The organism is Pedobacter sp. Bi126 (assembly GCF_918698245.1).
GTDB lineage: Bacteria > Bacteroidota > Bacteroidia > Sphingobacteriales > Sphingobacteriaceae > Pedobacter.
This window is the reverse complement of the sequence record NZ_CAKKMS010000001.1, coordinates 557,386-579,741: the sequence shown is the minus strand read 5'-3', so window position 1 is coordinate 579,741 and position 22,356 is coordinate 557,386. Positions and strand designations below refer to the sequence as shown.

20 protein-coding genes are annotated in these 22,356 nt (G+C 38.6%); 9 read left to right on the top strand and 11 right to left on the bottom strand.

Annotated elements, in window-relative coordinates; translation table 11 throughout:
* Positions 1–1,395: 1,395 nt before the first annotated feature.
* Both LQ201_RS02165 and LQ201_RS02160 read left to right on the top strand, forming a co-directional pair.
* Complete coding sequence (locus tag LQ201_RS02165; RefSeq protein ID WP_230143852.1) at positions 1,396–2,307, top strand: hypothetical protein; 912 nt, start codon at positions 1,396–1,398, stop codon at positions 2,305–2,307.
* Between the two features lie 50 nt (positions 2,308–2,357).
* On the top strand, positions 2,358–2,744 hold the full coding sequence (locus tag LQ201_RS02160; protein WP_230143854.1) for a luciferase family protein: 387 nt from the start codon (positions 2,358–2,360) through the stop codon (positions 2,742–2,744).
* Here the strand turns inward: LQ201_RS02160 and LQ201_RS02155 are convergent, their stop codons facing one another.
* From LQ201_RS02155 to LQ201_RS02120, 8 genes are all read right to left on the bottom strand, one after another.
* Complete coding sequence (locus LQ201_RS02155; protein WP_230143855.1) at positions 2,745–4,385, bottom strand: TldD/PmbA family protein; 1,641 nt, start codon at positions 4,383–4,385, stop codon at positions 2,745–2,747. It lies immediately after the preceding gene.
* Between the two features lie 156 nt (positions 4,386–4,541).
* Positions 4,542–5,858: a TldD/PmbA family protein gene (locus tag LQ201_RS02150; RefSeq protein ID WP_230143857.1), complete on the bottom strand. Its 1,317-nt coding sequence runs from the start codon at positions 5,856–5,858 to the stop codon at positions 4,542–4,544.
* 2 nt (positions 5,859–5,860) lie between these two features.
* Entirely contained in the window at positions 5,861–7,495 is a 1,635-nt protein-coding gene (locus LQ201_RS02145; protein WP_230143859.1) for a TldD/PmbA family protein, read from the bottom strand.
* Between the two features lie 377 nt (positions 7,496–7,872).
* Positions 7,873–9,660 (bottom strand): hypothetical protein, encoded by a 1,788-nt coding sequence (locus LQ201_RS02140; RefSeq protein ID WP_230143860.1) that lies wholly within the window; start codon positions 9,658–9,660, stop codon positions 7,873–7,875.
* A gap of 2 nt (positions 9,661–9,662) precedes the next feature.
* Positions 9,663–11,795: a DUF4175 family protein gene (locus LQ201_RS02135; protein WP_230143862.1), complete on the bottom strand. Its 2,133-nt coding sequence runs from the start codon at positions 11,793–11,795 to the stop codon at positions 9,663–9,665.
* Positions 11,782–13,149 carry a BatA domain-containing protein gene (locus LQ201_RS02130; RefSeq protein ID WP_230143863.1) on the bottom strand — a complete coding sequence of 456 codons (1,368 nt, stop codon included), beginning with the start codon at positions 13,147–13,149 and terminating at the stop codon, positions 11,782–11,784. The genes LQ201_RS02135 and LQ201_RS02130 overlap by 14 nt, the downstream gene beginning before the upstream one ends.
* 3 nt (positions 13,150–13,152) lie before the next feature.
* Positions 13,153–14,040, bottom strand: coding sequence for a DUF58 domain-containing protein (locus LQ201_RS02125; RefSeq protein ID WP_230143864.1), 888 nt, complete (start codon positions 14,038–14,040; stop codon positions 13,153–13,155).
* Positions 14,040–15,086 carry a MoxR family ATPase gene (locus LQ201_RS02120; RefSeq protein WP_230143865.1) on the bottom strand — a complete coding sequence of 349 codons (1,047 nt, stop codon included), beginning with the start codon at positions 15,084–15,086 and terminating at the stop codon, positions 14,040–14,042. Before LQ201_RS02120 ends, LQ201_RS02125 begins: the two co-directional genes overlap by 1 nt.
* Positions 15,087–15,189: 103 nt before the next feature.
* Here LQ201_RS02120 and LQ201_RS02115 point away from each other — a divergent pair, with 103 nt between their 5' ends.
* A complete protein-coding gene (locus LQ201_RS02115) occupies positions 15,190–15,819 on the top strand; it encodes a DUF4159 domain-containing protein (RefSeq protein WP_086545324.1) in 630 nt (209 codons plus the stop codon).
* A gap of 68 nt (positions 15,820–15,887) precedes the next feature.
* Here LQ201_RS02115 and LQ201_RS02110 read toward each other — a convergent pair whose 3' ends face one another.
* On the bottom strand, positions 15,888–16,133 hold the full coding sequence (locus LQ201_RS02110) for a hypothetical protein (RefSeq protein WP_230143866.1): 246 nt from the start codon (positions 16,131–16,133) through the stop codon (positions 15,888–15,890).
* Between the two features lie 116 nt (positions 16,134–16,249).
* On the opposite strand from LQ201_RS02110, the gene LQ201_RS02105 reads away from it, so the two are divergent.
* Both LQ201_RS02105 and LQ201_RS02100 read left to right on the top strand, forming a co-directional pair.
* Positions 16,250–16,795, top strand: a complete 546-nt coding sequence (locus LQ201_RS02105; protein WP_230143867.1) for a TetR/AcrR family transcriptional regulator — start codon at positions 16,250–16,252, stop codon at positions 16,793–16,795.
* A 43-nt stretch (positions 16,796–16,838) separates the two neighbouring features.
* Positions 16,839–17,426, top strand: coding sequence for a pentapeptide repeat-containing protein (locus tag LQ201_RS02100; RefSeq protein WP_230143868.1), 588 nt, complete (start codon positions 16,839–16,841; stop codon positions 17,424–17,426).
* Between the two features lie 36 nt (positions 17,427–17,462).
* Here LQ201_RS02100 and LQ201_RS02095 read toward each other — a convergent pair whose 3' ends face one another.
* Positions 17,463–17,930: an Lrp/AsnC family transcriptional regulator gene (locus tag LQ201_RS02095; protein ID WP_230143869.1), complete on the bottom strand. Its 468-nt coding sequence runs from the start codon at positions 17,928–17,930 to the stop codon at positions 17,463–17,465.
* A 324-nt stretch (positions 17,931–18,254) separates the two neighbouring features.
* Here LQ201_RS02095 and serC point away from each other — a divergent pair, with 324 nt between their 5' ends.
* The 4 genes from serC to LQ201_RS02075 all read left to right on the top strand — a co-directional run bounded on the left by serC (position 18,255) and on the right by LQ201_RS02075 (position 21,630).
* Positions 18,255–19,352, top strand: coding sequence for a 3-phosphoserine/phosphohydroxythreonine transaminase (gene serC, locus LQ201_RS02090; protein ID WP_230143870.1), 1,098 nt, complete (start codon positions 18,255–18,257; stop codon positions 19,350–19,352).
* Between the two features lie 11 nt (positions 19,353–19,363).
* Entirely contained in the window at positions 19,364–20,485 is a 1,122-nt protein-coding gene (locus LQ201_RS02085; protein ID WP_230143871.1) for a DUF1015 family protein, read from the top strand.
* A 25-nt stretch (positions 20,486–20,510) separates the two neighbouring features.
* Positions 20,511–20,657, top strand: a complete 147-nt coding sequence (locus LQ201_RS02080; protein ID WP_165456383.1) for a hypothetical protein — start codon at positions 20,511–20,513, stop codon at positions 20,655–20,657.
* Positions 20,658–20,844: 187 nt separating this feature from the next.
* Positions 20,845–21,630: a lacto-N-biose phosphorylase central domain-containing protein gene (locus LQ201_RS02075; RefSeq protein WP_230143872.1), complete on the top strand. Its 786-nt coding sequence runs from the start codon at positions 20,845–20,847 to the stop codon at positions 21,628–21,630.
* Between the two features lie 5 nt (positions 21,631–21,635).
* On the opposite strand, the gene LQ201_RS02070 is transcribed toward LQ201_RS02075, so the two are convergent.
* On the bottom strand, positions 21,636–22,205 hold the full coding sequence (locus LQ201_RS02070; RefSeq protein ID WP_230143874.1) for a DUF1543 domain-containing protein: 570 nt from the start codon (positions 22,203–22,205) through the stop codon (positions 21,636–21,638).
* Between the last annotated feature and the right edge of the window lie 151 nt (positions 22,206–22,356).

Genomic DNA, 22,356 nt, shown 5'->3' with positions numbered 1-22,356 from the left:
AGTAGTTTTTTGCAATGTCGTGATATTTAATTTTTATTCTGTTGGTTAATGTATTGACTTTTAGTCTTTAATCTGTCATCCTTAGGGTTAATTAAATGTTTAAAATCAACATGAGTGACGTACAATTGATGTCTTTTGCCATACGTCACGATCTTGCCTCGGCTCACCGCCGCCGAAGGGCTCTTTCTTTTCGGCATCAAAAAGAAACAAAAAATGCCGGCTGAAAATTTTTCTTTCGAAGCTAGTGGGTTGGCTTGAGGAGTGCGGCCCGAAAAATTTGTTAGGCCGGGTTTAAGTAGAACGTGGATACGGTGCTGCAGCCTAGTTGGGCGGAAATACAAAATCTGTTAAAAGATTGATTAATAAAGTCTTGTAAAATAACGTCAATGGTAGTATGACGAAGGATCTTTTAGCCGTTACTTTTTTAGAATAGAAGATCCTTCACTGCGTTACCAAAGACAGATTTAGAAAATCGGTCGTCATTTCGACTGAAGCGCAGTCCCGAGTCTTCGGGAGAGAAATCTTTAACATACTCAAAGATTTCTCCACTGCGGTCGAAATGACGATTCGTTTATCATACTTTCTTGAATTATAAATTATTTCTCTGTAAATCAATTATTTAAAAATAAAGTCTATAAAGTCTATAGTACTACTTGTTTAAATTGAACGAAATTTATACTTTTACAAAAAAATAAAATAATTCACTAGCAAATTTACGTTCAATATGAAACTCCGCAGACAACCTCAGCCATATTCCCTGATCATTTGTTCAGATCAGTATAACTGCTGTTGCCGCTAATATAAGCTAAGATACGGATCACCTGTTAAAGGTTTTCATTAAGATATTCTTATTTAAAAATCCTGGTACCCCGGGGCCTTTTGATAGAATATTATGGTGGTCATGTATTTCAGTCAATAAGTTGCCGGGGTATCAGGAACGGCCTAACTAATCACCACCACTAGTTTAGGTTATTACGCTAATTAATTCACCACTATAAATTAGTTGATTTATACAGAAGAAGGGAGAGTCAGTACTCGTTGAACTTCCTAGCAACTTTCCATAGGGAAAAGTGCTCAAATTGATCTAGCAATAGATTATAAATTAACTAATAACAAGTAAACGCAATGTTTCTCTTAGGATTTCATTAAAGCATAACAGTTGTTTAAACAGCCTGTTTCCATGCTATAAGGTCTTCTGTGGGCTAGTGTTAATACGCATCATTAACATCGCCAAGATGTATAAAGAAACTCCTGGTTCATAACAGGTTTATATTTGGTTAGAAAAAGGGGCATGTCTGGATAGAATGCCCCTTTGTTTTTAAATTTAATAATTTTATTTTCAATAATTTTTGAAAGTTTAAAAATATATTTTACTTTTGATCAAACATAAATAATATGAAAACGTTTCTCCAATCAAAATTACTTCAAGGGATCATTATCTCAAATGTAATCGTCTTAATCATTATCTGGTTAAATAATTGGCTTCATAGTGAAAAGGATGGTATTTTAGTGTTTTCAGAATTTGTTATTTTACCGCTTTTGATGGGGGTAATCAGCTCCTGGTTTTGGAGAAATCTGAATCTGAAAAGTAAATTGCTCATCTGGTATTCAATTTTAAATGGTCTCCTTGCTATTCTTTTAAGCTATATCTTTTTGGGAGAGGGAACAATTTGTTTAATTATTGTTTCGCCGCTTATTTTTGCTTTTGTAATCACTGGGGCATTTATTGGTAAAACAATGTTCAGGAAAAATAACCAAACTTTAAATGTAAGTATCGTTTCCATATTACTCGTGATTTTTACCGTTGATTCCATTTCTGACCATCATTATAGCAACATGGTAAGTGATGAAATAATAGTCAAAGCAGCACCAGAAAAAATTTGGAAGAATGTTGTTGCGTTTGAGAAGATCAAACAGGCAGATACCTATTGGCTTTTCAAAGCGGGGATGCCAAGCCCCATGCAAACTACTGTTACCGCTTATAAAAAAGGTGCAGGAAGAAAATGTATTTTTAGCAATGGATATGTTTTTGATGAAAAGATTGTAACTTTTGATGTCAACAAGGATTTAACATTCGATATTACCGGGCAGCCTAAAGATCCTGAAATTATGGGACATATTGATATTGAAAGAGGTCAGTTTTTATTGAAAGATAATGGTGATGGAACCACCACTCTTGTTGGGAACAGCTGGTATAGCTTAAAGGTATTCCCAATTTGGTATTATGATTTATGGGCAGAAAGTATTACCAGAAATGTACATTTACGCGTAATGCATCATATTAAAGAACTTAGCGAAAAGAATTAGTCATGTTTTCATTTGTGGTGAAGAGATTGGATTTTCTTAAATCAATACCATTGCTCGCACTGGTATTTGATAGCTTATTGAAAATGTGGATGTTGATCACAAAACCCGAAAGGCTGGATCAAATTGACAAAATAGAAAACGAAGTTTTAAAATGGAAAAATACTTCTCTAAGTCTGCATAAATTTGGCGGTTCACAGTTCAACCATAACCAGCGAGAATTTGCGCACATTCATAGTAATGGCCTATTGGACATTCTTTTTACGCAGAAAGTTAAAGCAGAGTTAATGCTCTACGGAAGGGTAGAACAACATCATGTATTTAAAAAATCGGGATGGATAAGTTTTTATGTTCATCATACTGAAGATGTAGATTATGCTATTTTTCTTCTCAAACTATCTTATAATAAAATTGCCGGTAACGAGTACCGGCAGTTTTAATTACCCCAATTTCCTTCCTGTATTAATCACATTAACTCCGTTAAAACGGGTAGTGGCACTTCCGTGTGAAACCGCACTTGCTTGTCCTGGTTGGCCTTTTCCATCTGAAAATGTCCCACCCAACCTGTAGTCGTTTTTATCGCAGCGTTGTACACAGGAGTTCCAGAATTCTTGTGTATTGGCTTGGTAGGCAGCATCTTTAAACATGCCTACAATTTTACCATCCTTAATTTCGTAGGCCAACTGTGCGCTAAACTGGAAATTATAACGTTGTTGATCGATAGAATAAGAGTTACGGCCAAACATATAAATGCCTTTCTCTACATTTTTAACCATATCTGCCGCACTTAAAGCAGCATTTCCAGGTGCTAATGAAACGTTTGGCATTCTTTGGAACTGAATACTATCCCAGCTATCGGCATAGCAACAACCCTGCGATTCTTTCAAACCTAAAATATGTGCCTGATCTCTTATGGTCTGGTAATTCACTAAAATTCCATCTTTAATAATATCCCATTGGCCACATTTTACGCCTTCATCATCATAACCCACGGCGCCTAATGAACCCACTTCCAGTTTATCGCCAACGATGTTTACCTCTTTACTCCCGAAGTTGAATTTTTTGCTTTCCCATTTATCCAGCGTTAAGAAACTGGTTCCTGCATAATTCGCCTCATAACCTAAAACGCGGTCTAACTCTGTCGGGTGACCAACAGATTCGTGGATGGTTAGGAATAGGTGAGAAGGATCTAAAACCAGGTCGTATTTGCCAGGGGCAATAGGTTTGGCCTTTAGTTTTTCATCAACATGTACAGCTGCTTCGCGTACATCCTCCAAAATATCGTATCGTTTTTTGTAAAGTGTTACAGGGCCACCTTTAATTTTTTCTTCGTCTTTTGGTTTAAGGTATTCAAAACCCATACCCATTGGTGCACTTAAGGCATTTCTGGTTTCGAACTTACCACTGGCCGCATCTGTTTTGGTTAGGGTAAAGGTTGGCCATATCCTATGGATATCCTGATCGATATAAGAACCATCGGTTGATGCAAAATATTTCTGTTCATTGATCATAAACAGATTGGAACTGATGTATTTTGCACCGCCTTTCATGGCCTCACTATTTACCTTTAAAAGCAGGTCAACTTTGTCGGCAATGGGTACCTCAAAGGCATTAATTTCGATTGGTGTTTTCCAGCTTACCTCCCCATATCCTTTTTGTGCCGCCAATTGAACAGGTTCTTCCATGAGTTTAGAATTTCCTTTGGCAATGGCTACGGCAGTTTCTGCAGCTTTGGCGATGCTGGCATTGTCCATGTTGTTGGTAGCGGCAAAACCCCAGCTTCCATTGGCGATAACACGAACACCTAAACCATAAGATTCGGAATTAGAGATGTTTTCTACCCTGGTTTCTCTAGTAGCCACTACCTGATTTAAATACCGTCCAATGCGTACATCGGCATAAGTTGCGCCTTTGCTTTTTGCAGTATTGAGGGCAACATCGGCCATTTTTTTCTTTAGGGCAATATCAACAGGCGTTAAAGATTCTTCAACAGAAATAATTTTGCCAAAGGCAGGTATATTGGGCATCATGCTGGTACCAAGGCCAACACCTGTCATGTATAAAAAATCTCTTCTTCTCAATTTTTTGATTTTTATTAAAAATAAAAGGTCGTTATCGTACTACAGTCGTCATTGCGAGGCACGAAGCAATCTTAATGCGCACGCTGGTAGCGATCGTTGTAAGATTGCTTCGTCGTTCCTTCTCGCAATGACGGAGCTTGTTATGGAGTTATTTCCTTAAATCGCATCCGATAGTGAAGTAAACGTAAAATCGCGGATTTTCATTGGTGGGATCAATCCGCTTCCTGTTCTCACCGGTTTACCCAAAGCTTCAACATTGTTGAGCATAATTACCGGGCTTTCATTGAACCTGAAATTCTTGATCGGGAATTTAATTTCGCCATTTTCGATGTAAAAAGTACCGTCACGTGTTAATCCGGTGAGTAATAACGTTTGCGGATCTACTGAACGGATATACCAGAAACGGGTAACCAATATGCCTTTTTCAGTACTTTTGATCAGATCTTCCAACGATTGTGTTCCGCCTTCGATGACCATGCTACGACTAAAAGGAAGCGGCTGAACATTCTTTTGTGCAGCCCAATATCTTGAATAAGACAGGTTTTTAACTACCCCTTTTTCAACCCATTGCGTTCTTTTTACTGGTAAACCTTCGCCCGTGAACGTAGCAGACGGGATTTCAGCATTCATTGGATCAGAGTAGATATTTACGTTTTCTGAGAACAATTGCTCCCCTAAACGTGTACCACCACCCTTTTTGCTCATAAAGCTCCGGCCTTCGTCAGCACTTCTGGCATCAAAACCCCTAAACATATTGCCGATAATATCGCTGGCTGCAAGTGGTTCTAAAATAACAGTATATTTTCCCGGTTCTATGGCCTTTGCACCTGCAGAACCATTGGCTTTGCTTGCTGCAATTTTGCTAAGTGCCAGGGTATCCATTTTGTCGAGATCATTAAAGCCTTGCTCAACGTAACCTGATCCTGTTCCTTGCTTGTTTCTAACAGTTACTGAGAAAGAAACATCGGTACCTTTATTGTAGGCGAACAAACCTTTAGAGTTCATGATCGCGTTAAAACGGGTTGAGTTTTCTAAGAAACCGGCCGCATCTAAACCAGCTGCTTTTGATACACTTAAACTTTTTCCCACCATTTCTGCCCTGGTATCAGGAGTCATGGCGGCAGTTTTAGCATTGTATGTATTCGATTCTGGAAAAGTCTGTGGGCCTAAAGGAGGCATAAACTCAGGATTTTCTGGTGCCAGCATGGCCAGTTCTTCTGCTCTTTTTACGACCTTTTGTAAGGAAGCATCATCAAATTCATTTATCGTTGCCGAACCAGTTTTTTTACCAAAAGTGGAGCTTACGCCTAAGCTCATGGTACTTACCTGCCCTGCAGTAGAAACCGCATTGCGGGCATAACGGATATTCCCGCCATCAGAACCGTTTAAACCTACTTCACAGAAATCGGCTTTCGAATAACCGATTACTTTTTTTAATATCGCCTGGGCTTCTTCTTTACTTAATATGGCCATAATTATATTTTTCTTGCTGTATTGATAACATTAACTCCATTAAAACGGGTAGTGGCACTGCCATGCGATACGGCACTGCTTTGAGAAGGCTGTCCTTTTCCATCATTAAACGAACCACCTAAACGGTAATCACTTTCATCGCAAATGGCATTACACGAATTCCAGAACTCTTGCGTATTGGCCTGGTAGGCCACATCGTTAAGCATGCCTGCAATTTTACCATCCTTAATTTCGTAGAATATCTGTCCGCCGAACTGAAAATTGTAACGTTGCTGATCGATAGAAAAACTTCCGTCGCCAATAATGTAAATGCCTTTTTCAACATTTTTGATCATATCATCAACACTCAGTTTTTCTTTTCCTGGCTGCAGCGAAACATTTGGCATCCGCTGAAACTGAACATCATCCCAGCCCTGCGAATAACAGCAACCATTTGATTCGGTTAAGCCGATAATGTGTGCCTGATCGCGTATGGCCTGGTAGCTTGTGAGTATTCCATTCTTGATCAGATCCCATTTTTTGCATTTTACGCCCTCATCATCGTAGCCAACAGCACCTAACGAACCTACCTGGGTTTTATCGGCTACAATATTTACTTTATCACTGCCAAATTTGAAATTTTTTGATTCCCATTTATCTAAGGTAAGGAAGCTGGTGCCTGCATAATTGGCTTCGTAGCCTAAAACACGGTCTAATTCTGTTGGGTGACCAACAGATTCATGGATGGTTAGCCAAAGGTGTGAAGGATCTAAAACCAGATCGTATTTACCTGGCTCAACCGATTTTGCCTTTACTTTTTCTGTTGCTACGCGGGCTGCTTCTTTAACATCTTCCAGCATATCGTAACGGCCTTTATAGCGGGTTACAACACCAGTAACCTTATCTTCAGGGCGGGCATGCATGTATTCATAACCCTTTCCAGAAGGCGCACTTAGTGCATTACGTGTTTTAAATTTACCCGATTCGCGATCAACTTTGGTTACGTTAAAAGTTGGGTAAATGCGGTGAACATCCTGATCGATGTAAGAACCGTCAGTAGATGCGAAGTATTTTTGCTCATTAACCGCGAAAATAACGGAATTTACAAAATTGGCTCCATTCTGCATGGCCACGTCGTTGACATTCAGAAGCAGGTCTACTTTCTCCTTTACCGGAACTTCGAAGGCATTAATTTCAATTGGTGTTTTCCAACTTACCTCGCCGTAACCTTTCTGAGCGGCCAGTTGAACTGGTTCGCCCTGTATTTTCGCATTGGCTTTTGCAACGGCAACCGCTTGTTCGGCTGCTTTGGCAATGGCATCTTTGGTTACATTGTTTGTAGCGGCAAAACCCCAGCAGCCATCGGCTAAAACGCGAATGCCTACACCATACGATTCGGTATTGGCTACGCCTTGAACACGTTTTTCGCGGGTGGCTACAAACTGGTTTAAATAACGCCCAATGCGGATATCCGCGTAAGTTGCACCTTTCGATTTTGCCGCATTTAGTGCAACATCAGCCAGTTCTTTTTTAATTTTTACATCTACTCCATCTAAGGCCTGTAAAGGGTCTATGGGAGTTCCGAATGCAGAAAGGTCGGGAAGGAGTAGGGCACCCATACCCATTCCGGATAAGTAGAGGAAGTCTTTTCTTTTCAATTGGTTGAATTTAGTTAGTTTACGTTCTCAATATAGCCAATTGTGTCCCTAAAAAGGCGAATTGATTATAACATTTTAGTTTCAATGCTGAAAAAGGAGCTGTTTTTTGTGAAAAGATGTTTTTAGCAAAGCTAATTTCGTCATTTCGACTGACGTTGCTGATTTTTCATCAGTAGCGGAATGGAGAAATCTATAGTAAGAGATTTTTTGTTAGAACTCCTAATGCTTGCGCTCGTTTCCAAACGAGTGCAGAAATAGTTATACGATGGTTTATTAAGATTTGTCATTCTGAACGCAGTGAAGAATCTTTATCAGATTGCACTGTTTCATTGGAGGAGGATTCTTCACTGCGCTCAGAATGACAGCAATCGCGCGGCTTATTTAACGGCCAATATCCTCGATTCGTACCATAAAAAGCTAGCTGCAAGCAGAAACCCTCCAAAGAACCACCAGAGTGATACTTCTTCCTCTACAATGGTATCTGTTAATTTGTTTTTGGCTTCAGTAGTCTTCAGGTTTTTGATAAACTGATGGGTTTCATCAAGCTTTTGTTGGTTTTTGAGTGCTTCCCAATCTGTTTTTTTGTAGATATACACTGGCTCAATGGCTTGATTTACTTTTAAATTAGTCCAGCCTGATTTTTGAGGCCAGTATAAAGCATCCCATTGGAAAGGAAGCTCCATATTTTGTCGCGGACTGAGTAAAATACTATCTATTTTTAATACTGGTACCTTATCTGATGCTGCCAGATCTGTAATAATCCTCATTTTTTGGTGCACAACAGGGAATTGAGGAATGATGTTTACAGACTGAATATTGTTTCTTTTCCTTGCTGCATGGGCCAAAAGTTTAGACCAATAGGTTGCATAATCAGTTTTTTGCCCTGAAAGTAGCCAATTATAGGTGGCGGAAAGTGTAGAGACCAATACTTTGCCATAACCACTGATGCTGCTGTTGACCACTGTTTTATCGCTGGCATCGGAAATGATGGGCTGATCAGTTTGGTTGGCCCTTAAAAATACAGTTTGTTCTAGTGGTAACGGATTAAATTTGTGATGATCTTCTATCATAATTAAATTTAATGCTTTGCCTTTTAAAACAGGAGATTCGAAACGGACAAATTTACCACTGAGTGTTGTCAAAGCTTTGCTATTTGCAACCCTGATCAATAATCCCATTCCGTTATTAACCGCAAAATTTATTGATGACCTTTCATTTGGGCTAATAGCGGCTAATTCTTCTTCATCAATGATCAGGATGTCGAATTTTTTTAAGGATGACGTATTGATCTGATTAAGGTTTATGCTGTCTATGTTAAGGAAATCGAAAGCAAATTTGTTTTTACTGATCTGACTTCTGAAAGCCAATGGATATTGATTTTCATATAACCAGTTTTTTAAAAATTTATATTCAAAGTCAGGAAAAGAGGCTAAAATCAGCACTTTCATCGGTGTCTGATCGCTAACCAGAACCGGCACAGGTTCTTTGGCCAGGGTATCGTTTTTTTGTAGTGCAATTAATTCGTAAATGGCTTTTCCTGTTTGTTTGGGATTCGTTTTAAATGAAAAAGATTTATTCGATTTTGCCTCGATAGCGATCGAATCTACTGTTTTGCCCAAACCTTTGAGCAGGAGTTTAACTGTTTCGCTCCCTGAGTTTTGATAAGTTCCCTGAACCTGAAGCGGCTCACTGGTTTTTAATTTGGCTGGCCAGTTGGCAGAAATAATCCCGCCAGGATTTGCGGAAGGATGAAAAGTGATCTGGTATCCTTTGAGGTTCTTCAGTTCAGCTGCACTTAAACCATAACCGTAGACATTCAGTTTTTGAATATTGGGATTCGATTTTAAGAAATAGGAGAGATCGGAAAGGGTTGTGGCCTTCGTATTTTTTAAATTTACTGATGGAAATGCATATTTTTTCCCTTTTAGTTTTGCAACAGAATCAGGGTTTGTGCCGTCGGTGAGTAAAATAACTTCATCTGCATTTTGTTTTACATGTGTTTTGTATCTGATCGGTACAATTAACAGCATAAAACAGCCCACGGCAATGATATTCGCTAAAATTCGCCATATTAATCTAGCTCGATTTGTCCGGTTTACCTCTTTGTAGAGCAAAAATGCCAATAAAACCAAGCCAACCAGAATAGCGATGTATTTAAATTCCATATCTATTTGCCGGTTTTGTTGAGGTTGTTAAAATAGTTTTGATACAATGCAGAAGCTGGGCCAGCGCTTTGTGTCTGCGGTTTTGCTGCTTCGTTATTAATCATTTTTTGGATAGCCTGTTGAACCAGGTCAATATCCCTCATTATCAGTTTATTGCCTGTGCTTAATTTTCTTAAACTGCTTAAGGCATTTAAATAGATCGATGGATGATCGGCTGCGGCTCCGATCATGTATTTCTCAGTTTCGCCAAGTAAGAATTGATCTTGTTCGATGAACTTTTTCCCTGTTTTTCTGCTCTCCAGTAAGGCGAGCGCCGCTTTTAAAAAGGCAGTTCTTTTTTCTTTTTGCTCAAACGACATTTTCTGAACCGGCTGTGTAATCTTATCCAGTTCCCCGGTTAAACGTTTCTCAGGTTTTAATGCTGCCGTTTTTACGGTGGTTTTGGCTACATAAGCCCGCGATTTTTGCTGCAGATCTTTCAGTAACCTCAGCGCTTTATATTCGTAAGGTAATGCTTCCTGGGGTTTATAGGTTCTCAAACGAAGTTCGGCATTCCACATTTCAGTTAAAACGGCCTTTAATTGCGCCTTCATTTCCGGTTCGAAAAAGGTAGCATCTTCAGCGATATCATGTTTATGGGCATATTTGTCCATAATGCCAGTCACATCACCGAACTTTTCGCCCTCACGCTTATGTTCCGCATGTTCATCGTGGTCGTCATGATCACCGCCGATTTCAGTTTCGTTCTCTTCGCCCAAAAACTGTCCGTAACGTAATCTCAATAACTTTTGATCGATACCCAGATCGTTGCTTCTGGTTTTAAAAGTTGCAGGAGGCAATGTCGATTGTTCTTTCAATAATTTCTCTGTATCGATAATGATCTGCCTTTCACTCCTGAAATATTCCGGAACCAGGTTAACGCCATTGGTCATCCCCGCCAAACTCATTAATTCGGCAGTATCTACAATCGAAACAAAATAAACATCTGAACGGCTCGATTGACCATGGTTATCCATCGCTTTGATGAAAAAGTAGAGTTCATCACCTGGTTTCATGCCAAGGCTTTTTAAGTCAATCAGTTTACCTAGCGTGAGGTTCTTTTTGTTATCAAACCCGGTATTAAACGATAGTTTTTTCTCTGTGAAACTCACACCTTCGCCTTTACCACTGGCCATGGTTGCCGATATATAGGCATCGTTGATGCCGTAATCGTCTGTAAGTGATACGTTCAGATCGATCTTTTGCGGCTGACCGATATCAATAGTGGTGTGCTGTTTGGGTTTTGTAATCTTAATCGTAACGGGTAAATCAGGAATGATCTCGATCTGGTAGAGGTCTGATTTTTTACCGTCCAGATCCAGTTGATAAAAGCCTGATTTGTTGACGGTTTTGCTATATGTCCATTGCGTATGCGATGCATTTAAGGCTTTTAGCGGGACAATTTCGTTATCGTTAAAGATGATTTTCAGTTTTTTAACACCAATGTTCGTTTCGATTTTCCAGTTTATTTTGGCACCAGTTTCGGCAGCGATTGTCAACTGTTTTTGTTTGCGCTCAGCTTTTTGAGTGTAGGCAGGTGGAATGATGGTAGCGCTGAAATCGGAAATTTCTGCGGGAATATTTTCTTTGATTGCCGGAATTTGACTTGCTTTTTCGTGAAAATTTAAAGGTTCACTTTTATTCAAAGAGATTTGGCTAATACCAATGCTGATGAGCAATCCTACAAGAAGGGTAATCAAGCCGAAATATAATTTCTTGGCTGGTTCTTTTGGCTGCGATAGGCTGGGGATTATATTTTCGATTTTGTTGCGCTGCAATTGTTGCAGCATAGACAATTCATCTTGATTTTGCAGCAGGAGATCGGCGCTCTCTTCCAGTTCGGGGTATTGGTTGTTTACAAAACGCGAAACATCCTGTTCGGTGGTTTTCCAAATGGGTTTTATGAATAAGAAGATGACCAGAATAACAGGAAAAACAATTGTAAAAAGCCATGGAGAAAAATGCAGCAGGTAAATGCCAATAACCGATAAAACCAAAGCAATGGCCAAAGCAATTGCAATAATGCTAATCAGATAAAAGCTAATCCACTTTTTCCTTAGGTTACTGATCCAATTTTTTCCTTCAGCTTTTAACATAATTCGGTTTTTTTCTGAATGATAAAATACGTTCGGTAACAAAAATCAAAAGGGTAGTTATCCAGAATAAAGTTGCAAGTTCTTCATTTTGAGTATTTTGTGTAGATTCTGCTTTGGTAATCACGATAACTTCTTTTTGCTGAACTGATAAGCTCCGCTGATCGGCAGGATTGTCTTCGAAACCGAAGTCTATTGAGTTTTCCGCTCTGATCACAATCGGCATCAACGCTTTTACAAATAAGCCATCCCAAACAAGTTCGTTCCATTGCGGGTTAAAACGGCTGTAAAAGTGAAAGATATGTAAGGAATTAGCCTTTTCATTTGTCAATACTGCATTTCCAAAACCATCAGTCCATATTTTTTCGGCTTGGCTGGTTGAGGCAATTCTTTTACTCAATTTAATATGACGACCATAAATGTTAATCGTAGATGGTATAGCAACTACTTTCCCGTTTTCGTATTGAAATAATGCTCCACCCGGTGCAATTGATGATTTGAAATCTGATGAAACCGGATTATCAGATAACCAAAAACCAATGCTTGCTTTTTCTGCAGCTGCATTGATGATAATTTTCCGTTTGGTGAAACTTTCAATGGCTTTTAAGGCTGCAATGAGGTATTTACTGTCTGAAATACCTGAAGTTTCGTGTATGGCGACGTTTATTGACGATTCGTCTGCCGAATTTAAAGCCTGATAAGTCGTGCCTGAGGGATTGGACTTTGCTTCATATTTCTTTCCTGCATATCCGGCAATCCAGCTGCTAAGCGTATCGGGTTGGTTTAGCGGAATGTATTTCAGTTCATAACTAACAGTTGGCAGTTCGTTACCAAAACGGTTTAAGTGCCGATCGGCAAAAAAATAAACTTCAGTTCCAGGAGGAACAAATTGATTAGCTGCACTCAGTAAGGCTGTATAGCTTAAAGTATCGCCCTGTTTTGTTTCATTAAGAACGGTGTCTTTTAAGGTTAATGGTTTAAAACCCACATTAAAATCGTGAATTTCGTAACCCTTTTTCAGTAATGAATCTATCGTTTTTTTATTAGAATTGAAAACCTTTTGGAAAATAGTTTTATCAACCAAAATCCATCCGGCTTTATTTTTTCCCGAGATTATTTTTTTAAGGTAAGGTTGTGCCAGAAGAAATGTCAGTAGTGCCAAAAGTAAGCAGCGTAAAACCAATAAAAGCCAATCGTTAATTTTAAAGCTTTTCGAACTTGCCCTCGAACTTTCGCCCAGCAAGGCAATGCTGCCAATCTTAACCGTTTTGCCCTGCTTAACATTCCACAGGTGTATAATGAGCGGGATAATTAAGCCTGCAAGCGCCAGTAAACCTATGGGGTATAAAAAATGCACGGCTTAAATTCTAAGTTTACTTCTTTGTTTTAAAAAATCCCTCAATGCCTGGTCTAAAGGTTCATCGGTTGTAATTGTCCGGTAAAAAATCCTTCTATCAAGCAGCTTTGTCCTGGTTTCTTCCAGGTAAGCATTAAGCTTGTTTTGATAATTGGCCCTCGCTTTGGTTTGATCAATCTGAATGGTTTCTCCTGTTTCCAGGTCTTCGAAAGTGCTGTAACCTTTAAAATCAAGATTCAGTTCATTTCTTGATAACACATGAAAAACCACGATCTCGTGTCTTAAAGTATTCAATGTATCCAATAACTTGATTATTTCATCTTCTTTTTGATAAAGATCGGTGATGAAAATCAGCAATTCGCGTTTTTGGGCTCCGGCAAACAATTCTTTATAATGAATGGGTTTGGTGAATGCTCCATTGGGATTGATCTGCTCCAACTGGTAAAACAACCGGGCCAAATGCTGGTAATCCTGCTTTGGGGTCATGGAAAAAATCCCTGAATTTTTCAGTACATATAAACCAATGGCATCGCCCTGTAAATTGGCGAGGTAAGCTAAAGATGCACTAAGATATTTTGCATAATCTATTTTGGTAAAATCGCCATCACTATGGTTCATCGAGGCACTGGCATCTATTAATATGCGAACGGCAATATTCGTTTCCACTTCCGATTCGCGGATATAATAACGGTCGGAGCGGGCAAACATTTTCCAGTCGAGCGATCGTAAATCATCGCCGGGTTGATAACTTCTGTATTGGCTAAACTCCAATCCCGGTCCCTTTACGGTACTTTTATTAATGCCGTTCATAAAACCATCAATCGTCATTTTAGCCGATAATGAAAGGTCTTTAATGGCCATCAATACTTTTGGATCGAGCAATTTACTCATTAAATATTGGCTTTTGGTTTCGAAATGGCTTTAATCAGTTCTTCTGTAACTTTATCGGATGAAACATTTTCGGCTTCTGCCTTAAAATTCATCAATACCCGATGGCGAAGTACCGGATAAGCCATGGCCTGTAAATCCTCCATTATTACAGCATACCTGCCTTTAAATAAGGCTCTTGCTTTTGCTGTTAAAATCAGTGCCTGTCCGGCCCTTGGGCCTGCACCCCAACGCACCCATTCTTTTACAAAATTTACAGTGGTGGTATCAGGTCGGGTAGCGCGGATGATTTCGCTTACATAAGTAATTAAATCATCGCTGATGCTTACTTCGCGGGTAATGGCCTGCAGTTCTTTGATTTCTTCTGCACCGATAATCGGGTTGACCACCGCTTTTTTACTGCCCGTTGTACTGCTTAAAATCTGAGTTTCTTCGGCTGCCGTTGGGTAACCGATTTTGATGTACAAAAGAAAACGGTCTAACTGTGCTTCAGGCAGGGGGTAAGTTCCGGCCTGTTCAATCGGGTTTTGCGTAGCCAGAATAAAAAATGGCCGATCTAAAGGATAAGTTTGTCCACCGTAGGTTACTTCAAATTCCTGCATGGCCTCTAATAGTGCCGATTGGGTTTTTGGGGGCGTTCTGTTCACCTCATCTGCCAGGATAATATTGGCAAACAAAGGACCTTTGTTAAATTTAAAAAAACGTTTTCCCGTTACGTGGTCTTCTTCCAATATTTCGGTGCCCACAATATCGGTAGGCATTAAGTCGGGTGTAAACTGGATTCTTCTAAAAGAAAGATCTAAAGCCTGAGACATTGTTCTTACCATTAAAGTTTTTGCCAAACCCGGTACACCTTCCAGTAAACAATGTCCGCCAGCCATTAAAGCGATCAGCATTTCTTCAATGATCACATCCTGACCCACAATTACTTTTTGTATTTCGCTTTTTAAAAGGGAGATCTTATCGATCAATATTTTTAGGTTGCTTTCTGAACGCTCCAAAACGGTTGATTTTTTAGTATAACGATATTGTGCTTCAATATAGGGCATATTGATAGATAGTTTTAGCCTTATAGAAAAGAATATCAAAAAATTTACATGATAATTAAGATAAAAAAGCAGAATAATAAAAAATGAAGGTAATTTTAGGGTGATGCAGAGAGCTAAATTTACATTTGCGAGGTTAAAATATAATTCAGGCGATTGGGATACCGATCAACGCATGCCTTCTAACCTCTTAAATTCTCTTCTCGAGTATACAACCATTCCGTTGGATGAAGAAGAGAAAATTGTAGAGCTGAGCAGCCGCGATTTATTTAAATATCCTTTCTGTTATTTAAGCGGGCACAAACTGGTTCAATTTAGTCAGCAAGAAGCAGTAAATTTTAAAACCTATGTGCATAACGGAGGTTTCGTTTTTGTAGATGATTGCAATCATGATATTGATGGTTTATTTGCCCGTTCGTTCGAAACACAAATGAGCAACCTTTTTGGCCCTCAGGCTTTGAAGAAAATCCCTAATAACCATGGTATTTATAGTTCTTTCTTTAAGTTTGAGAAGGGACCACCAACCACTTCTTTCGAGTTAAACGGCTGGGGCGATGATCTTGTGCACGATTACCTGAAAGCAATTACCATTAACAATAGGATAGGAGTGCTTTATAGCAATAAAGATTATGGTTGCGAATGGGATTACGATTTCAGGAACAAACGTTTTTTAGCTGAAGACAATACCAAGTTCGGCGTAAATATTATCCTGTACGCCATGGGGATAAACAGTTAGCAATTGGCAATTTCCAGTTGACTGTTTTTTCGTGTTGTCAGATGTTACCATCTGACAGGTTTAGCGCACTACATCAGGTGATAACGATCATCAAAAATCTGCATTACCGATGCTTTTATCCCAAACAGCGCCAATTTTTCGCAACATGCTGTACTGATATCCCACACTGAAACAATCCGTATTACTTTGTCAATGTCGTCCAGATCGATAGACCATTCAGAAACGCCATCCAAGCCTGCAATGGCCAGGGCAACAAGACTCTTATCGTTTGCATTTTCGATAATGGTAGAGATGATGGTGACGTATCTGGACATATTTTTAGGAATAGTTAATGGATTTTCAAGATCAATCCATAGCTGAAGCTGATCTTTTGTCTATGCAAACGTAATAATAATTTGTAAACAAACCAAACGTTCGGTATCTTTGTTGTATGGAAAACCCCTATAAAAGAAAAAAAGAGCCTGAGGTAAGCAAACAACTTATTTTAGCAGCAGCGGCAGAAATCGGCGCATCAGATTGGCATCGTGTTACGTTTCAGGCAATTGCCGATAAAACGGGTTTGAGCAAGGGGGGGATTATCCACCATTTCCGTAACAAAGAAGATCTGCTAAAAGAATTGATGAACCAAAGTTTGGTCGAGCTTACTGAGTGGATTGTAGAAGAAAAAAAGTCGTCGGGTAAGGAGGTGGGAAGTTTGGCTTTCCTGCGCTTTATTATTGGTAAAAGTAACGACCTGTTTTATAGAAGAACGATGAAAATTATTACTCAGGTTATTCTCATCAATCCAGCGTACCGTAAAGGCTGGGGTGAATGGTTTAGTACGCACATTGGTCATGGTGATGATAGCGAGCAGGGCATAAAACACCTGATTGTGATGCTTGTTGCCGATGGATTATGGTATTCGGATAACCTTGGAGTTTATGATATCAGTGACAAGAAAAAGCAACGGATTTTAGAAACGCTCATTAAACTTTAAGCTGAAATATCTTTTTCTGCCACAGTTGTCAAACTATAATTTTATGCAAGAACCCAGCGAAACAACCGTTCATCAAAATAAAATTTTTACCGATATCAATTACGCGGGTAAACAGCTGCAAAAGCGAGAGTTTATTAAGTGTGAATTTATAAGGTGCGATTTTTCTAAAAGCAACTTAAGCCATAACGATTTTGTTGACTGTGAATTTAACCATTGTAATTTCTCGCTCACTCAGGTAACAGGTACAGGTTTTAGTAACATTACATTCACAGACTGTAAAATACTGGGTATTGATTTTTCTACCTGCAATAAATTTATGTTCTCCTTTTCTTTTAAGGGTTGTATTTTGGATTATTCTGTTTTTTATGGTGCCAAGCTCAGGAAAACGAATTTTATTAACTGCTCGCTAAAGGAAGTCGATTTCGAATCTGCCGATTTATCTTCAGCTGTTTTTAATAATTGCGACCTCACGGCAACCTCTTTTAACCGCACAATTCTGGAAAAAACTGATTTCCGCACCGCAAGGAATTTTTCTTTCGACCCCGCGTTGAACAACATGAAAAAAGCTAGATTTTCATCCACTAACCTTTCGGGTTTATTAGACCACTTCAAACTGGATATTGAGGATTAGGCAGCTAATTTGGAATCGATTAACCGGTTAACCAGTCTACAAAGCATACGCGGTTTCGGCTTTAGATTGATTAAGCACCAAAAAGCTCTGAATATTGCCAACATAAGCCAGTGCGCCTATATTATCTCTCAGGAAATTGTTGTAAGAGACCATATCGGGCATGGCTACTTTAAGCATAAAATCGAAATGCCCGGTAAGGTGATAACATTCCATCACTTCTGTGTATTTTTCCATTTCGGCCTTAAATGCCCTTACAATATCTTCCGAATGTGTGGTAAGCTGAATGTGCGGAAAGGCTATAAAATGCGACCTCAGTTTATCGATGTCTACAATGGCAACTGTTGATTTGATGTAGCCATTTGACCGCAGTTTTTTAATGCGGTCTACAATATGGGACATGCTTTTTCTAAGCTTTCCCGAAACTTCTTTATAGGTTAATAATCCATCACGTTGTAAAAGATTTAGGATTTCGATATCAGTCTGATCAACTTTTTGAGGTTGCATGTAAATACTTAGTGTATAATTGTTTCTTTTTTGTTCGCCTTTGTAAAGCCTAAAAATAGTTAAAATAAGGTATATTTAGGTTAATTTATTCTCGTTTTTTAAAAACATACTTAGTGTATATATTACAATAATGGTGGAAATTATGGAGCGGGAATAAAAATTATATTCTGTCAGCTTATTTTCCTGATATGATAAACCAAATTTTTAGGATGTTTAGGGTTTGATAAAAAATAATTTTTACCAAAAAAATAAGTTGTTGCGGTATAATTTGCTTAACTACTGATCTTTACACTATAATTAATTTAACCGAATATTATTTTTCTCATGCATAAAAAACACAATTTCGGTGCCGGCCCATGCATATTGCCGTCATCTGTAATGGAGCAAGCTGCTCAGGCCGTAATCAATTGGGGAGGGATGGGTTTATCTATTTTAGAAGTTTCTCATCGATCATCAGAATTTGAAGATGTGGTACTTAAAACTCAGCTTTTGGTGCGCGAGTTATTGTCTGTTCCAGATCAGTATTCGGTGCTTTTTTTACAGGGTGGGGCCAGTACACAATTTGCTATGGTTCCGATGAATTTTTTGAGTGAAGGAAAAAAAGCTGCTTATCTTGATACAGGATATTTTGCGCAAAAAGCCATTAAAGAGGCCAATTTGTTTGGCGAAGTAGAGATCGTGGCTTCTTCGAAAGATAAAGATTATGCTTATATCCCAGCTGAGTTTAATAACGATAAGCAAGCTGCATACCTGCATTGTACTTCAAATAATACGATTGAGGGGACAGAAATATTTGATTTCCCTACTGCGGGTGTGCCGTTTATATGCGATATGTCATCAGATATTTTTTCCAGAAAAATTAACATCACCGATTTTGATCTTATTTATGCAGGAGCGCAAAAGAATATGGGGCCAGCTGGGATGACCTTGGTCATTGCTAAAAATGAATTCCTTAACCAGGCCAAAAAAGAAATCCCGTCAATGTTGGATTATCGGGTATTCCGCGATAATATGAGCATGTACAATACACCACCGGTTTTTTCTATTTATGTGGCCATGCTTAATTTATTGTGGCTGAAAGATCAGGGTGGTGTTAGTGGAATAGAACAAAGAAATATAGAAAAAGCAAAATTATTATATGCCGAAATAGACCGGAATCCGCTTTTTTACGGTACGGCCGATGTTGAGCATCGTTCTCGAATGAACGTTACTTTCTTAGCCATTAACAAAGAGGTAGAGACCGGGTTTTTAAAATTTGCAGCAGACCAGGGAATTGTAGGCATAAAAGGCTATAGAACAGTTGGTGGATTTAGGGCTTCACTTTACAATGCGCTTCCATTATCGAGCGTTGAAGTATTGGTAAATGCAATGGTCAGTTTTGAAAAAATATACAGTGATAAAACAGTTCTTGAACTCGAATAATCCGTTAAACGATGATAAAAATCTCTCCATTAAAGGCATTACAGCCAGGTAAAGACATCTTTGATCTGATGATTTCTGATCAGGTAAACGGTAAGGTGCATAAAAATGAGCAGCTGTCGTTTGAAGACCTGCTTAATCTATTCGGATGTCCTTTGGATGATCGGCCTGCTATTTATATTTACGAGTTCCGTAGCGAATTTGGTATAATGAGGGGGATTTGGGCAGCTACCGATCTCTCTCAAACACCGGTAAATGCAATAAAAAGGCACGAAGAAACGGTATCGTCGAAAGTAGAATCACTTAAAATAGATCTTAAAAATAAAGCAACGCAAAAATCACCAATTTTATTGGTCCATAAAAAAGATAAAACTTTAGATGCGCTTATCGATTTTGTGGTGCGTACGCGTAAACCTTTGGTAAGCGAATGGTCGCAAATGGGACATTTTCTTTATCAGGTATTGGAAGAAGATGTTATTGAAAAATTTGTTGAAGCGTTTATGAAACTTCATGCGGTTTACCTTGCCGATGGTCATCATCGTTTGGAAGCTGCCTGTTCGTTGCAGAAAAACACAGCTCAGCAGATCAGTTCGCTATTTGTTTCTGCCGATGTAATTTCGATAGGTGCCTTTCACAGAATGGTTTCGGGTGTAGATATTTCTTATTCGCTGCTGATGGAAAAACTGAAAGCTTATTATTATATCTCAAAAATTCCCAATAACAAAGCTTATAAACCTGATCAGAAGAACAGGTTAGGCCTTTTTTTTAAAGGCGAATGGTACCAACTGGATTTAAATAAAGCTTCTACTGCACTGTCAGAAGTGCCAGATACGGTGATTTTACAAAATAAAATCCTGTCGGCCGTGCTGGGTATCAATAAACCAAAGGAAGACGAAAGACTAGTCTGCTTTCCGGATTGCAAATGGTCTCAATTTCTTGAAGCGCTGAACCACGATGAAACGTCAATTGGTTTTTCTCTTTTTCCGATGACAGCGGATGCATTTATTACTACAGCAGAAAAGGGTGAGTTTTTGCCGCCCAAATCTACCTGGATAGCGCCTAAGATCCCTCAGGGATTTATGGCGAGTAGCCCGGTGGCCATAACGGCGAAAGGAGAACAGGTAAGGGTAAATTAATAGTTAAACCTATAAAAGAAACGATATGTTCGATCTTGATTTAGAAAGTATTGCGCAGATAGGTGCTACCTTTCTGATAATTGCTTTCTTTTTAGTGGCTTTGTACAAAAAGCGCCTTAAAGTAAATAAGAAAAAAAATGATGGAGAGCAAGATTACCTGCATTGGCTCTAAACCTGTTATATTGATTTTAAGGGTGGCACGGTATTTTTTTTGTTGTGGTAAATCAATTTAGCTTTACGTTGAGTAAGTTTTATCCTTAATTATGCCTATAGCGTTGACTATCGCAATTTCATTATGGTTAAATTTTATACTTTTGGGTTATTGATATTTACAATTTAACCCGATATAATTTATGAAAATGCTTTTTAGAGTTTGCACACTTTCTATTTTAATCTGCTCATCTGTTCTGGCGAGTGCACAAACCGTTACTTTAGATTATTTTTTTAATCGCGAAACCCGAAAAAATAAAGCTGGAGAGGTAGAGCGTTTTCATTATTTATGGGGCAAAAGCGATTATGGGAATTTCTTTATTTTAGGAAACATTTTTAAGAAACAAGGCTTTAAGTTAGATTCTTTAGAAACAGCCCCTACTGCAGCCAAGCTAAAAGGAACTGATGTATATCTAATTGTAGATCCTGACCGACCAAAAGAAAATCCAAAACCAAATTATATACAGGCAGCAGATATTACAGAAATTTCTGCATGGGTAAAACAAGGAGGCATATTGGTAATGTTTGCTAACGATAGTGCAAACGTTGAGTTGCCACACTTCAATAAACTAGCGAATGTATTTGGTATGCACTTTAGCAATGAGATGCAAAACCATGTTATTGATGATAAACATTTTGAAGATGGTGCCATTTCTACCAAAAACAACCCTGTATTTAAAACGGCACAAAAAATATTTATGAAAGACGTTTGCGCTATTGAAACCAAGAATGATGCAAAACCTGTTTTGAAAAATGCGGCTAATGCAACAGTTATTGCTTCGGCTAAATATGGTAAAGGAACAGTAATTGCCATTGCCGACCCATGGCTGTACGATGAATATGTTAACGGACGTTTACCAAAAGAAATGGGTTTCGAAAATGATAAAGCAGCTGCTGATGTAGTGGCGTGGTTAAAAAAACTTTCGAAAAAATAACGCTATTAAAGTTTATCTAGTTTAAAATAACCCAAATGAATTTCATCTTCAGGTAAATCGCCTGAAGATGTTTTTATTTCGATATGGTATTTTTCTTTCGATTCTTCGCTTAAAATATCTTCAATTTTATAAATATCGTCTACATCAACACCATACTTTTCATCGATGTGGGCATTGGCGCCTTTTATCGAATTGGTTTTAAAGAATACCGTTTTCTTCGCCTCCTGTATAGCTTTGGCCCTTTCATCATGTACAGATAAAACAATATAATGTTGTTCGTATAGTTGGTGCGATTGGTAGCCACCAAGGTTAATGAAAAATAGTTTATTAGCAGAAAGGGCAGTATGGTTCTCTCTTAATTTAATGTTGATTTCATAATTATCCACCTTATTCACTTCCCGCCAGCCATCTATATGTATACTGGTTCCAGCTTCGGGCCAAAAAGCTTTAATTTCGGGAACAAGCGCTTTAAGCGAATGGGCAATGCCAAAGAAATAATCGTGCTGTTCTACATTTCTTTTTGGTGCTTTCGATCCCAGTAAAAGCATGTATAGTTTAGGTTGCTGTTCGTCCATATTTAATTGCCTTTTCTTTTAACAGCTACAATCATAATTGGTTTGTGATTTCCTATCTTCTTTTAACCGCGGAGAACACAAAGAACAAAAAGCTAGATGCCGAAGTTCTTTCTACTGTCATTCTGAACGCAGTGAAGAATCTTTAATTTAT